The sequence below is a fragment of the Ligilactobacillus agilis DSM 20509 genome, from assembly GCF_001436215.1.
GTDB lineage: Bacteria > Bacillota > Bacilli > Lactobacillales > Lactobacillaceae > Ligilactobacillus > Ligilactobacillus agilis.
Window position 1 is genome coordinate 70694 of sequence record NZ_AYYP01000060.1, and the last position, 13574, is coordinate 84267.

At 42.8% G+C, this 13574-nt stretch carries 12 protein-coding genes; 11 read left to right on the plus strand and 1 reads right to left on the minus strand.

Annotation, left to right across the window (positions count from 1 at the left end; genetic code table 11):
* The first annotated feature begins 208 nt into the window (after positions 1-208).
* From FC14_RS06985 to glnA, 3 genes are all read left to right on the plus strand, one after another.
* Positions 209-1474, plus strand: coding sequence for a methionine gamma-lyase family protein (locus tag FC14_RS06985; protein ID WP_056977019.1), 1266 nt, complete (start codon positions 209-211; stop codon positions 1472-1474).
* Positions 1475-1562: 88 nt separating this feature from the next.
* On the plus strand, positions 1563-1952 hold the full coding sequence (locus tag FC14_RS06990; RefSeq protein ID WP_050611192.1) for a MerR family transcriptional regulator: 390 nt from the start codon (positions 1563-1565) through the stop codon (positions 1950-1952).
* A 25-nt stretch (positions 1953-1977) separates the two neighbouring features.
* The gene (glnA, locus tag FC14_RS06995) at positions 1978-3321 is read left to right on the plus strand and encodes a type I glutamate--ammonia ligase (RefSeq protein ID WP_056977020.1); all 1344 of its coding nucleotides are present in this window, start codon (positions 1978-1980) and stop codon (positions 3319-3321) included.
* Between the two features lie 79 nt (positions 3322-3400).
* On the opposite strand, the gene FC14_RS07000 is transcribed toward glnA, so the two are convergent.
* Entirely contained in the window at positions 3401-3796 is a 396-nt protein-coding gene (locus tag FC14_RS07000) for a hypothetical protein (RefSeq protein ID WP_056977021.1), read from the minus strand.
* 209 nt (positions 3797-4005) lie between these two features.
* Between FC14_RS07000 and gmk the strand changes: the two genes are divergently transcribed.
* The 8 genes from gmk to pknB all read left to right on the plus strand — a co-directional run bounded on the left by gmk (position 4006) and on the right by pknB (position 13561).
* Positions 4006-4626 carry a guanylate kinase gene (gene gmk, locus FC14_RS07005; protein ID WP_050611189.1) on the plus strand — a complete coding sequence of 207 codons (621 nt, stop codon included), beginning with the start codon at positions 4006-4008 and terminating at the stop codon, positions 4624-4626.
* Positions 4623-4820 carry a DNA-directed RNA polymerase subunit omega gene (rpoZ, locus tag FC14_RS07010; RefSeq protein ID WP_050611188.1) on the plus strand — a complete coding sequence of 66 codons (198 nt, stop codon included), beginning with the start codon at positions 4623-4625 and terminating at the stop codon, positions 4818-4820. Before gmk ends, rpoZ begins: the two co-directional genes overlap by 4 nt.
* Positions 4821-4965: 145 nt before the next feature.
* A complete protein-coding gene (gene coaBC, locus FC14_RS07015) occupies positions 4966-6153 on the plus strand; it encodes a bifunctional phosphopantothenoylcysteine decarboxylase/phosphopantothenate--cysteine ligase CoaBC (RefSeq protein WP_056977022.1) in 1188 nt (395 codons plus the stop codon).
* A gap of 9 nt (positions 6154-6162) precedes the next feature.
* A complete protein-coding gene (gene priA, locus FC14_RS07020) occupies positions 6163-8583 on the plus strand; it encodes a primosomal protein N' (RefSeq protein WP_056977082.1) in 2421 nt (806 codons plus the stop codon).
* 12 nt (positions 8584-8595) lie between these two features.
* Positions 8596-9552 carry a methionyl-tRNA formyltransferase gene (gene fmt / locus FC14_RS07025; protein WP_056977023.1) on the plus strand — a complete coding sequence of 319 codons (957 nt, stop codon included), beginning with the start codon at positions 8596-8598 and terminating at the stop codon, positions 9550-9552.
* Positions 9542-10900 (plus strand): 16S rRNA (cytosine(967)-C(5))-methyltransferase RsmB, encoded by a 1359-nt coding sequence (rsmB, locus tag FC14_RS07030; RefSeq protein ID WP_056977083.1) that lies wholly within the window; start codon positions 9542-9544, stop codon positions 10898-10900. The genes fmt and rsmB overlap by 11 nt, the downstream gene beginning before the upstream one ends.
* A gap of 1 nt (position 10901) precedes the next feature.
* Entirely contained in the window at positions 10902-11645 is a 744-nt protein-coding gene (locus tag FC14_RS07035) for a Stp1/IreP family PP2C-type Ser/Thr phosphatase (RefSeq protein ID WP_056977084.1), read from the plus strand.
* On the plus strand, positions 11645-13561 hold the full coding sequence (gene pknB, locus FC14_RS07040; RefSeq protein ID WP_056977024.1) for a Stk1 family PASTA domain-containing Ser/Thr kinase: 1917 nt from the start codon (positions 11645-11647) through the stop codon (positions 13559-13561). Before FC14_RS07035 ends, pknB begins: the two co-directional genes overlap by 1 nt.
* Positions 13562-13574 lie beyond the last annotated feature (13 nt).

Consider the following 13574-nt stretch of genomic DNA (forward strand, 5'->3'; position numbering starts at 1 on the left):
CTTACTGTAAAAATCAATGGGGGTGGGCTACACCCTTGAGCTACAAGAGTCAGTCACTGTCATTACCCCCAAGTTGGGATATGGGAATACTGGTGTTGACGGTAGTAAATAAAATTAGGAAAGGAAAACTATATTCTTTCTGATAATGTAGAAGAAGCTACACGCTTTTCTATGTTATTCTACATTTTGTATAGCAGTGGACTATAAAATGATGGATTGGAAGGCAAAATTTCCGCAAGAATTACAAGCAAAAATCAGTAAAGTTGAGGCCAAGATTGCGCCTAAGTTAGCAGAGATGGATGAACAGGCACTTTATAACCAACAACGGGTGTTAGAGTTATTTAGAAAGCACAAGGTTTCGGAAGAAGACTTGGTTTCTTCAACCGGGTATGGGTATGACGATATTGGGCGCGAAAAATTAGAAAAAATTTTTGCAGATTATTTTAAGGCCGAAGATGCCTACGTTAGACCACAATTAGTGTCCGGAACGCATGCGATTGCAACGGCACTATTTAGTGTTTTACGGCCTAACGATACGCTCTATTACCTAACCGGAATGCCATACGATACAATCCAAGAAGTAATTGGGGTAGCTGGTGATAATCCGGGGACGATGAAGGAATACGGGATTAACTTTGCTTACACTGATTTGTTAGCCAATGGTAAGGTGGATTATCAAGCCGCTAAAGAAAAGTTGTTAGCAGACAAGAGTATCAAGGTAGTAGCTATTCAACGTTCAAGAGGTTACGCTACCCGGGATAGTTTTGTGGTTGCTGAAATCAAAGAGATGATTGAGTTCGTAAAACAAGTCGCCCCACAGGCAGTAATTTTTATCGATAACTGCTATGGTGAGTTTTCGGAAACAACTGAACCAACTTTTTATGGAGCTGATTTAATGGCTGGTTCACTCTTTAAGAATGCAGGGGCTGGAATCGTTAAAGGCGGGGCCTTTTTAGTTGGACGCCATGATTTGATTGAAGGGGCGGCTGCACGCTTAGTAGCTCCCGGAGTTGGGAAGGGAGAAGGACCTACCTGGGGTTATATGCGTGACTTTTACCAAGGTTTCTTTATGGCAGCCCATACAACTGTGCAGGCTATTAAGGGCTCAATTTATACAGCGGCCTTGTTAGCAGAAATGGGACTCGAAGTTTCCCCTGCCTGGGACGCGCCTAGAACCGACTTAGTTCAAACGGTAATCTTCCATCAACCAGAACCGATGATTAAATTCTGTGCATGTATTCAGCACTATTCCGCCTTAAATTCATATGTTGATCCGGTTCCTAGTTACATGGATGGCTATGAAGATCAAGTGATTATGGCTTCGGGAAGTTTTACTGAAGGTTCAACTGTAGAATTATCTAGTGATGGTCCATTGCGTGAGCCTTACGCCCTCTATATTCAAGGGGGACTTTCTTACGAACACGTTAAGATTGCAATTTCAAATGCGGTTAACGAGACTTTTTATCAAGGTTAAAAAGTTAATGTTATAAAATCTAACATTGGTTATTGACAAACGATTTTAGGCTTGTTATTATAGGCTTGTAATTCAGAGGAGGGTTGTTATGAAGGAAAAAGAGCTCCGGCGTTCACAGGCCGTTTTACCGATTGGGACAGTTATGAAATTAACGAACCTTTCCGCAAGGCAGATCCGTTATTATGAAGAGCAGGGATTGGTTATTCCTGAACGTAATGAGGGAAATCGGCGTATGTATTCCCTAAATGATATTGATAAGTTACTAGAAATTAAGGATTTTCTAGCTGATGGCATCAATATGGCGGGAATTAAGCGGATTTACGAAGAGCAGGCCCAAAAGGAAGCTCAAAAACAGGCTCAGCGTTCTAAGCCATTAACTGACGAAGATGTCCGGCGTATTTTACGGGATGAATTCATCAATGTTAGTGGTTTAAGTAAGAATGATGGCTTTTCTTTCAGAAATAATCGCAATCTCTAAAATAGATTACAAGGAGCGAGTTTAAATGGCAAAGGCTACTTATACCAAGGATGATATCCGCCGGATTGCTAAAGAAGAAGATGTTAAATTTTTACGCTTAATGTTTACTGACTTATACGGGACAATCAAGAATGTTGAAGTGCCAATCAGTCAGCTGGATAAATTGCTTGATAATAAGCTAATGTTTGATGGATCATCAATCGATGGTTTTGTTCGGATTGAAGAAAGTGATATGTGGCTTTACCCAGACTTATCAACTTGGATGATTTTTCCTTGGGGAAATGAACATGGTAAGGTAGCGCGGATTATTTGTGAAGTTTATAATGCTGATCGGACACCATTTTACGGTGACCCTCGTAACAACTTAATTCGCATTTTAGATGAAATGAAAGAATTAGGTTTTACTGACTTTAATATCGGGCCAGAACCAGAATTTTTCTTATTTAAGTTAGATCCTGAAACAGGCAAACCAACCACTCATTTGAACGACCATGGTAGTTACTTCGATTTAGCACCAATGGACTTGGGTGAAAATTGCCGTAGAGATATTGTGTTGGAATTAGAAAAGTTAGGTTTTGATGTTGAAGCATCACACCACGAAGTAGCTCCTGGTCAACACGAAGTTGATTTTAAGTATGCTGATGCTTTAACGGCCTGTGATAACATTCAAACCTTTAAACTCGTAGTTAAGACGGTAGCTAGAAAGCACGGCTTGCATGCTACCTTCATGCCTAAACCACTTGAAAGAATTAATGGTTCAGGGATGCACTTGAATATGTCATTGTTTACTAAGGATGGTAATGCCTTCTTTGACGAAAATGGTCAAGAACAACTCTCTAAGGAAGCATACTACTTCTTAGGCGGGATTTTAAAACATGCCCGTAACTTTACGGCCCTAACTAACCCAACAGTTAACTCATACAAGCGCTTAGTTCCAGGGTATGAAGCCCCTGTTTACGTTGCTTGGTCAGGCCATAACCGCTCACCAATGGTTCGTGTCCCAGTAGCACGTGGTGCTTCTACACGGTTAGAATTGCGGTCAGTAGACCCATCAGCTAACCCATACATGGCTGTAGCTGCAGTATTGGCTGCTGGTTTAGATGGGTTGAAGAATAGGATTGAACCTGCTCAACCAGTTGATAGAAACATCTATTCTATGACCGAAGATGAAAGAAAGACTGCCGGAATTGTTGACTTACCATCTACCCTTCACAATGCCTTAAAAGCAATGCGTGAAGATGAAGTGATTAAGGATGCTTTAAGCAACCACCTTTACTCTAACTTCATGGAAGGTAAGCGGCTTGAATGGGATGCTTACCGGTTAGAAGTTTCTCAATGGGAACGCGATCAATACTTAGAAATGTACTAAGCTAATAAGGGTAAAAAACGTGAAAAACGCTTGGAATCAGTTTTAATGACTGATTTCAAGCGTTTTTTAATTAGACCTGCTAGGCAAGTTCACGGTAGTTAGTTAGTTGATTGGTAGTCGGGCTTAGTTGGATGTAGAGAACATCCATTGTTTTAAGAGGCCGCATGACATTGGCCTGCCGTAGAATCAGTAATTGTTGTCCCTTGACTGACTGGTAGTGTAAAATGCCGGTTAATTGTTCGATTCCAGTTGGAGTTTTAAGGGCGAGTTGCACTGGTTGGCGTTTAATAATAGCCTTGTTGATGAACAACTCGACCTGGAAAAGAGGCATGATTTGTACCGGGGTAGTTATTTCCGACTCAGTGGCAGTTTCTTGCCAACCAGGGGCAAAAAAGTTTTCAACTTGCTGGGATAGGGTGGTCTTTAAGTGCTTGATAAAAGGTGATTGTAGTAATTTGTGTTGTAAAAGTGACATGTAAAAATCCCTCCTAAAAACATCCGTTCGTGACTTTATTTATATTATAAGAACAAGCGTTCAAAAACGCAAGTCTTTTTTTCAAAAATACGTTTGATTTTTTGGTGACTAAATAAAATTAGGTCCAGATTTAGCAATCAAGGCTTGCAAAAAATTAAAAATAAGTGCAATATAATAGTTAACACTATAATTTTGAGGAGTTTTCAAGCATGTCGAAAAGAGGAATGTTAATAGTGCTCTCTGGACCATCTGGAGTTGGTAAAGGAACGGTAAGAAAGGCAATTTTTGCCCAGGATAATAATAAGTTTGATTATTCTGTTTCAATGACCACTCGACAAATGCGTCCTGGAGAAGTTAATGGTAAGGACTATTATTTCGTAACCAAGGAAGAATTCGAAAAGGAAATCGCTGAAGGTGGCATGCTGGAATATGCTCAGTACGTTGACAATTATTACGGAACCCCGTTAAAATATGTCAATGAGATGTTGGATGAAGGCAAGGATGTCTTTTTAGAAATCGAAGTTAAGGGCGCGATGCAGGTTAGGGAAAAAGTACCGGATGGACTGTTTATCTTTTTGACGCCCCCAGACTTAATGGAATTAAGACAACGTTTGGTAAATCGGGGCACTGACGATTTAGACGTCATTGATATGCGGATGAAAAAAGCGGTTGATGAAATCGAAATGATGCAAAATTACGACTATGCCGTGGTTAATGATGAAGTTGAAGCGGCTGCCGAAAAGATTAAGACGATTATTCGGGCGGAACGTTGGCGCGTAAAACGTTTCTTGCCAGATTATAAAAAACAACTAGGAGATGTATTGAAATGATTTTATATCCTTCTGTAGATGATTTATTGGAAGAAGTAGACTCACGTTACTCGCTAATTATGTTAGCATCTAAGCGGGCACACGAATTAGACGCTGGTGAATTACCAATGTTAAGCGAGTATGAATCAGTTAAAAGTGTTGGCAAGGCGCTTGAAGAAGTTGTTGCTGGTGATTTGAAAATTAAGCAGGACTAAACTGAATTAAGAAATACTTACGGGATGAAAGAACAATTTCTTTTGTCCCTTTTTTGTTGGCGTTGATGGCAAACCATTATAACTTGGTATCTTAGGTGAAACTTGATACAATTAGACTAGATTATTTTGAAGGGTAGGAAGTGCCGTGGAAGGAAAAAGAATTGCAGTTTATCTTTGCGGAGGAATTGCTAGTTATAAGGTAGTGAGCTTAGTTAGAATGTTCATTAAAAATAAGGCCCAGGTCAGAGTGGCAATGACCAAGGAAGCCCAGAAGTTTATTCAACCTTTAACGTTGGCAACTTTGACCAAGCACCAAGTTTATACAGATTTATTTGCTGAAAATAATCAAGACTTTGTGCCTCACATTGATTTAGCTGATTGGAGTCAAGCAGCAATCGTGGCTCCAGCAACGGCTAACATTATCGCCAAAATGGCTACGGGCTTGGCCGACGACTTTGTATCCACGGCCCTACTGGCTAGTACCTGTCCTAAGTATGTTGTGCCAGCAATGAATGAGCACATGTTACTTAATCAAGCAACCCAAAGAAATTTGGCCCGCCTACAAGCAGACGGTATTAAAGTCTTAGAGACTAAGCGGGGCTTTTTAGCGGAAGGGTATGAAGGCCAAGGCCGGATGCCTGAAGTTGAAGAAATATATGCTTGGTTAGTTCAACAGTTAGAAGTTAAGCAGGATTTAAAGGGAAAAAGGGTGGTAGTTACCGCGGGGGGAACGCATGAAGAAATTGATCCGGTGCGTTACATTGCTAACCGCTCTAGTGGTAAAATGGGCTACGCCCTAGCAAGCGCGGCTGCTCAGCGTGGCGCAGAGGTCACCTTGATTTCTGGACCCAGCGCGCTCCCTCAGCCTATGGGAGTTAAATTTATAGGAATTGAGACCACAGCCGAGTTGGCAACAGCAGTCAAACGAGCCTACCCTACTACAGACGTAGTAATAATGGCAGCAGCAGTTGCGGATTACCGGGTTAAAAAAGTAGCAAGTCAAAAAATCAAGAAGGAAAATGCTAGTTGGCACTTAGAGTTGGTAAAAAATGAAGATATCCTGTTTGGTCTAGGCCAAACTAAGCGCAACCAACTTTTAGTAGGCTTTGCTGCCGAAACAGAAAATCTGTTGGCAAACGCTCAGGCTAAGTTGACTAAGAAAAATTTGGATTTACTGGTTGCTAATGATGTTGCTCGCAAGGATATTGGTTTTGCCAGTGACAGTAACGAAGTGACATTGCTAACTAAAAACCAAGAGCCAAAGCATTTAAAGCGGGCTTCTAAACAGGTGATAGCCGGAGCCATTCTTGATGAAATTGTTAGGTTGATGTAGGTGGATGAAATGAAAACTCAGTATGCACAAGTGATTGTTGACGTCGCTACCATGCAAACCAATCAGCCTTACACTTACGTGATTCCCCCAGAATTAGCTGGGCAAGTTGAAGCTGGGATGAGAGTTGTAGTCGGTTTTGGTCGGGGAAAAAGACGGGTGCAAGGCTTTGTGGTAGCAGTTAGTGCTGAAAATCCCTTAACAAGCAGCGCTAAGCTAAAACCTATTTTAGAAGTGCAGGATTTACGGCCGGTCTTAAACCAAGAGGCGTTGCAAATGGCGGACTGGTTAGCACGTTATACTTATGCTTTTAAGATTACGTGTCTACAGGCGATGCTTCCGGCGGCGATGAAAGCAGCTTACACAAAAACTGTGAGTTTAACGACCTCAGAGGTTACGCCAGCGGTTAGGGAAATGTTTGCTCAAAAAGATGAACTAGCTTTAGCCAAGTTAAGCCCCGAACAAAAAAAGCTGCTAGCGCCTTTGAGTAAGCAGGGTAAAATAGAAATTAATTATCATGTCAAAGACCGGGCTAAGTCTAAGCTAGTCTTGGCAATTAAGCGTAGCCTTAGCGAAACAGAGTTGCAGGCTGCCAAGACTAAGCTGAGAAAGGGAGCTAAAAAACAAGCCCAATTACTAGACTACCTCCAGACCTTGCCACTTGATAAAGAGGTCTTTCAAGCAAATGCCCAAGCAAAAACGGGCTTAGGTGCGGCTATTTTTAAAGCAGGGGCTGAAAAGGGCTGGCTGAAGCAAAGTAAAGTTGAAAGTTATCGTAACCCCTATAAGCAAGAGGTGGTAAAAACCGAGGCTAAGAGCCTTCTTCCGCAACAAGCCCAAGTCGTTCAAGCGATTAATCAAGCTAGCGATGAAGGTAAGGCCCAGACTTTCTTACTTCAAGGGATAACAGGTAGTGGCAAGACCGAAGTTTATTTACATGCGATTTCTCATGTCTTAGCCCAGGGTAAACAAGCCTTATTACTAGTTCCCGAAATTTCGCTGACCCCCCAAATGGTCAGTCAGGTAAAAGCACGCTTTGGCAAGGAAGTTGCCATGCTCCATAGTGGCCTATCCGACGGCGAAAAGTATGATGAGTGGCGTAGGATTGAGCGTGGAGAAGCCCAGGTAGTGGTTGGGGCAAGGTCGGCTATTTTTGCTCCATTACCTAAGTTAGGGTTAATTATTATGGACGAAGAACACGAGGCCAGTTATAAACAAGATGATATGCCCCGCTATCATGCCCGTGATGTGGCAATTTGGCGCAGTGAGTATCATGCTTGCCCGTTAATTTTAGGCAGTGCTACTCCAAGCTTGGAAACCCGAGCCCGGGCGCAAAAAGGGGTTTACGGCTGGTTAAAATTAACGCACCGGGCAAATGGCAAGGCCTTGCCAGCCGTTAGTCTAATTGATATGAAAAAAGAAATAATGACAGCGCCAGTTCAAGATATTTCTCAGGTACTTTTGGCGGCAATTAAACAGAAGTTAGCCCAAAAAGAGCAGGTAGTGTTAATGCTTAACCGGCGGGGATATTCGTCGTTTGCAATGTGTCGGGAGTGCGGCTTTGTTTTAAAGTGTCCTAACTGCGACATCTCGCTCACAATGCACTTAGATAGTCATTCAATGCGGTGTCATTATTGTGGGCATGAACAAGGAATTCCTTCCGTATGTCCTAGTTGCCATAGTAAGCGGATTGGCTATTACGGCACCGGGACCGAAAAGGTGGAAACGGAGCTAAAAGAGTTATTGCCAACCGCCCGGATTTTGCGGATGGACGTAGACACTACCCGCAAAAAAGGTGCCCATGAAAAAATATTACGGCAGTTTGGGGCTAGAAAGGCCGATATCTTACTAGGCACCCAGATGATTGCCAAGGGCTTGGACTTTCCTAACGTAACGTTAGTCGGAGTTTTAAACGCAGATACCGCCTTGGAATTGCCGGATTTTCGGGCAAGTGAGCGTACTTTCCAACTGTTAACCCAGGTTAGCGGTCGGGCTGGCAGGGCGCAAAAACAGGGGGAAGTGCTGATTCAAACCTTTAATCCCGAAAATTACGCGATTAAATTGGCGCAAAAGCAAGACTATGAACGCTACTTTCGAATGGAAATGGCGGTGCGTCACCGAGGAGGTTACCCACCGTACTTTTATACGATTAAAATTACGACTAGTTACCGCGATGAAGCCACGGCGGCTAAAAAGATTTTTCAGATTGCAGGGCAACTAAAGCAAGTCTTATCGCCCACAGCACAAATTTTAGGGCCGAGTCCACGGTCTGTGATGAGGGTTAATAACCGCTATTATTATCAGTTAGTAATAAAGTATAAGCGGGAAAGTTTACTGGAAGATTACCTGCAACATTTACTTCTTATCAGTCAAAAAGAAGAACGCCAAGGTTTGAGGATTGTGATTGATAGGGAACCAATTAATTTTATTTAAGGACGTGAAATAATGACATCAGTTGTATTTATGGGGACCCCTGCGTTTGCAGCCCCAATTTTAGAAGGATTAATTCAAACCAATGATTACGAAGTGTTAGCAGTAGTGACACAACCGGATCGACCTGTCGGCAGGAAGCGGATTTTAACCCCGTCACCGGTTAAAGAAGTAGCACTTAAGCATGGCATCGAAGTCTTACAACCGCAAAAGTTGAGTGGCAGCGAGGAGATGCAACGGGTAATTTCCTTAGCGCCTGACTTGATTGTCACGGCGGCTTTTGGACAATTCTTACCTACTAAGTTGATTGCTGCCGCTAAGGTTGGGGCCGTCAACGTTCACGGCTCACTGCTTCCTAAGTATCGTGGGGGCGCACCGGTCCAATACGCAATTATGAACGGTGATCAAGAAACCGGGGTCACTATTATTTACATGGTTAAGAAGATGGATGCTGGTGACATGCTAGCTCAAGCTAAATTACCAATTGGTCCGCATGATGATACTGGCTCAATTTTTGCCAAAATGAGTATCCTAGGGCGGGATACCTTATTAGCCACCCTACCTAAACTAGTTGCAGGTGAACTGGTGGCACAAAAACAAGACGAAAGCCAAGTGGTCTTTTCACCAACAATTAAGCCCGAAGAAGAAAAATTAAGCTTAACTTTAAATGCCAAGCAAATAGACTGGAAGGTGCGCGCTCTTCGTCCAGCCCCTGGGGCTTATTTTGAAAACTTTAACGGTAAACGGACTAAACTTTGGGATGTGACCCCGTTAGCTGAAACAACTAGCTTGCCTGCGGGGGCAGTTGTTGCCGTGACTAAGCATGAATTAAAGTTAGCAGCCGCTGACGGTAGTGTTTACCAGGTAAATGAGTTACAACCGGCTGGCAAGCCCCGGATGCAAGTGACGGCTTACTTAAATGGGGTGGGTCAAGGTTTACGTGAAGGGCAGGTAATTATTGGTGCCAAATAGAAAACTTAAAGCTTCGCCCCGTTATTTAGCGGTTGAAATTTTGACCCGGGTCTTTAAACAGGGGTCCTACTCCAATTTGGCTTTGAACCAAACTATCACTAAGTACCAACTAGACAAACGTGATGCCCACCTGCTAACTACCCTTGTTTACGGGGTGATTCAGCGCCAATTAACGCTTCGTTACTGGTTAAAGCCCTTTATTAAGAAACCGGCTAAGTTAGAAGCTTGGGTCGAAGTTTTATTCTTGGTAGCTATTTATCAGTTGGAGTATTTAGATAAAATTCCCAAGCGGGCCGTTTTTAACGAAAGTATTGAAATTGCTAAGGTTAGAGGCCATGAAGGAGTTCGTAGGTTCGTTACGGGGGTCTTGCATGAAATTGAACGCCAGGGACTACGGTCGACGGCTTTAATTGCAGATGAAACTGAACGCTTAAGTGTTGAAGCCAGTTGCCCCTTGTGGCTAGTAGAAAAGTTAATTGGTGAAGTTGGTTTAGTTAAGGCTAGGAGCATCTTAGCAAGTATTAACCAAGCCCCTGAGCAAACCGTCCGGGTTAACACCAAGCTTGTCAGTCCGACTCAAGCTAGAGAAAAGCTGCAAGCAGAAGGCTTTGAGGTAACAACTAGTCCGGTAACCCCCTTAGCATTAAGAGTTAGTGGGGGCTTTGTCCCTGCTAGTCACACTTTTAAGGCGGGGGAAGTTATCGTCCAAGATGAAAGTGCGATGCTAGCAGTAGAATCGATGGCTATTGCTGGGCCTGAACAAGTGTTAGACGCCTGTGCTGCTCCTGGGGGAAAAACCACTCAGATTGCGATGGGACTAACAACTGGGACGGTAGTTGCATTAGATATTCATAAGCACAAGGTGAAGTTAATCGCAGAAAATGCGAAGCGGGCGCAAGTTTCAAACTTAGTTACCCCCCAACAACTGGATGCCCGGATGGTAGCAACTGAATTTAAAGCAGGCCAATTCGATAAGGTCTTAGTAGACGCACCTTGTTCTGGGTTAGGATTGTTACGCCGGAAACCAGAGATAAAGTATAGTAAGTCTGAAGAAGATTCACAAAATTTAAGTAAAATTCAATTAGCAATCCTGGATGCAGTGGCCGCCAGTGTAAAGGAAGGTGGCTACTTGACTTATAGTACCTGCACCATTCTTAGCCAGGAAAACCAAAGAGTGGTGACTGCTTTTTTGGCTAAGCACCCTGAGTTTGAACAAGTTAAAACTAAGACAGCGTATAATTTGAAAGCTGATAGACAAGAATTAGGATTGACGATTTATCCTGATGATTACCTATCAGACGGCTTTTTTATTGCTAACTTGCAAAAGAAAAAGTTAGGGGATGATTAAAGTGAAGGTCAGCTATCGAAGTGATGTAGGTAAAGCGAGAAAAAATAACGAAGACAGCGTAGGCTACTTCAAGAATAAGGCTGGAATAGTCTTAGGAATTGTAGCAGATGGACTGGGAGGTCACCAAGGTGGTGAGGTAGCTTCGGAAATGGCAGTCTCTCACTTGGGTTATCAATTTGAACAGACTGATTTTTATGAGGCTCAAGCCGGGCTAAAGTGGCTCCAACAAGTTGTGAGTGCAGAAAATGAAGTGATTTTAGAAAAGGCGGCCCAATACCGTGATCTACACGGAATGGGGACGACTTTGGTGTGCGTGTTAGTTTTTGCGGATGAATTTGTTCTAGCAAATATTGGAGATAGCCGGGGTTATTTATTGCGTGATGGTCAACTCCTCCAATTGTCGGAGGATCATTCGTTAGTTAATGAGTTGGTTAAGCAAGGTAAAATTAGTCCGGCAGAAGCCCAAAGTCACCCGCAAAAAAATATTATTACGCGTACCTTAGGAATTTCTACTTCTGCTAAGTTGGAAGCTAATATTTATCCTAGTAAGCTAAATGACTACTTGTTACTTTGCAGTGACGGGTTAACGAATATGGTGTCTGAAGCGCAACTGCAACAGGTCTTAGAAGAAGCAGGAGATTTAGCTAGCAAGTGTCAGCAACTAATTTCCTTGGCTAATCAAGCCGGGGGCTTAGATAACATTACCTTGCTACTTGTTCACTTAGATAGTGAGGTGAGTAGCTAATGCAGGCCGGATACTTACTAAATGAACGTTATAAAATTATTCGCACCCTTGGGGAAGGCGGAATGGCTACGGTTTACCTGGCTGAAGATATCTTTTTAAACCGGGAAGTAGCGATTAAAATCTTACGGTTAGACTTGCGGGATGATTCTGCTGCCTTAAGGAGATTTCATAGGGAGGCCCGGGCTTTAACCGAGTTATCCAACCCGCACATTGTTAATATTTATGATATTAGCGAAAAAAATGGGCTCCAGTATTTAGTGATGGAATATGTACCTGGCACTAATTTAAAGGAATATATCGAAAGTCATCACCCCCTAACCTATCCACGGGTGGTTGAAATCATGCTCCAAATTTTGTCAGCTGTAAAGGAAGCCCACCGTCACGGAATTATCCACCGGGATTTGAAACCCCAAAATATTTTAATAGATACTGAGGGTAATATTAAGATTACTGACTTTGGGATTGCGGTGGCGGTAGCAGAAGATACCATGACCAGGACTAATACCTTGATGGGGTCGGTTCATTACATCTCTCCTGAGCAGGCGCGGGGAAGTATTATTACCAAGCAATCCGACATCTACTCTTTAGGAATTATTCTCTTTGAAATGTTAACGGGTCACGTTCCTTATGAAGGGGAAACGGCGGTGGCGATTGCTTTAAAACACTACCAAAGTGAGATGCCTTCAGTTAAGGAATATGACCAACAGATTCCACAATCACTAGAAAATGTGGTCCTCCATGCGACGGCTAAAGATTTAGCCAGCCGTTATCAAAACGTCGATGAGATGGAAATGGATTTGAGTAACGCTTTAGATCAAAGCCGACTTAACGAGCCTAAGTGGCATGGACGTCAGCAGGTGGAAGCAGAGACCATGGTTCTGCCTAACATTAAGGATGAGGCAAGTCAGCCCCCAAAAAAGTTCACTAAGAAACGGCGACAAGTCTTGCTAGGTGGCTTGCTAGTTGTAAGTTTGATGTTAATAGCGGGACTGGTTTACTTGTTGATGAGTCCTAAAGAAGTTACCGTTCCAGACGTACGGGGGATGACGATTGCTGAAGCCCAGGAAAGTCTCAACGGTGAAAAGTTAGCGCTAGGCAAGATTAGACGTCATTATAGTTCTAAGTATTATAGTGGCCAAATTATTACAACCAACCCCGAACCGGATACGACTGTTAAACAAAAGAGTAAAATTGACGTGGTCTTATCTAAGGGCCAGCGTAAAGAGCCGTTTGGAGATTACCGGGGCCAGAATTATCAGACGGTAGCTAAAAAGCTGACTAAAAAAGGGGTTAGTGTTACTAAGACGGGGCAGTATTCAAATAAAGTGGCTAAGGGCCGAATAATTAGTCAAAGTATTAGTGCACACAAAAAAGTTAGTTTTAATGAAACTAACGTTATCTTCACCGTTAGTGCCGGGGCTAAGAGTGAACGCCTGCGTGATTTGAGTAACTATACCGAAAAAAGTGCCCAAGATTACGCAAACGACTTAGGTTTAAAACTGGTAGTTAATGAGGCGGATAGTTCCTCTTTACCAGGAATGGTAATCGCCCAACAGCCACAGGCTGGCACTAAGGTTAAAGCAGGCGATACCTTAACGGTTACGATTGCTAAAAATGATGGTAGTAGCTACACTAGCAGTAATGCAGCTAGCTCATCAACTGATACGACTACGGGGGCAACCACCTTTAGCTTTGACGTTGAGGTTCCTTATGCCGCTACTAACGCCGGAAACAATAAGGTCCAAATCTACATCGCAGATAGTAACCATAGATATAGTGACGTCTACCAAACGGCTACAATTACCAAGGACACGAATTTCTCACTAACCTTTACCTTGAAGCCTGAAGAAACTGGTAAGTTTAAGGTGGTACGTGATGGACAAGTAATTGCTGAAAATAATAATGTAGATCATTAATGAAGAGGTGATA

Bases quoted from the DNA above. Each gene is read 5' to 3' on its own strand.
- gmk (WP_050611189.1), top strand. From the start codon at position 4,006: ATGTCGAAAAGAGGAATGTTAATAGTGCTCTCTGGACCATCTGGAGTT.
- priA (WP_056977082.1), top strand. From the start codon at position 6,163: ATGAAAACTCAGTATGCACAAGTGATTGTTGACGTCGCTACCATGCAA.
- fmt (WP_056977023.1), top strand. From the start codon at position 8,596: ATGACATCAGTTGTATTTATGGGGACCCCTGCGTTTGCAGCCCCAATT.
- glnA (WP_056977020.1), top strand. From the start codon at position 1,978: ATGGCAAAGGCTACTTATACCAAGGATGATATCCGCCGGATTGCTAAA.
- pknB (WP_056977024.1), top strand. From the start codon at position 11,645: ATGCAGGCCGGATACTTACTAAATGAACGTTATAAAATTATTCGCACC.
- FC14_RS06985 (WP_056977019.1), top strand. From the start codon at position 209: ATGATGGATTGGAAGGCAAAATTTCCGCAAGAATTACAAGCAAAAATC.
- FC14_RS06990 (WP_050611192.1), top strand. From the start codon at position 1,563: ATGAAGGAAAAAGAGCTCCGGCGTTCACAGGCCGTTTTACCGATTGGG.
- FC14_RS07000 (WP_056977021.1), bottom strand. From the start codon at position 3,796: ATGTCACTTTTACAACACAAATTACTACAATCACCTTTTATCAAGCAC.
- rpoZ (WP_050611188.1), top strand. From the start codon at position 4,623: ATGATTTTATATCCTTCTGTAGATGATTTATTGGAAGAAGTAGACTCA.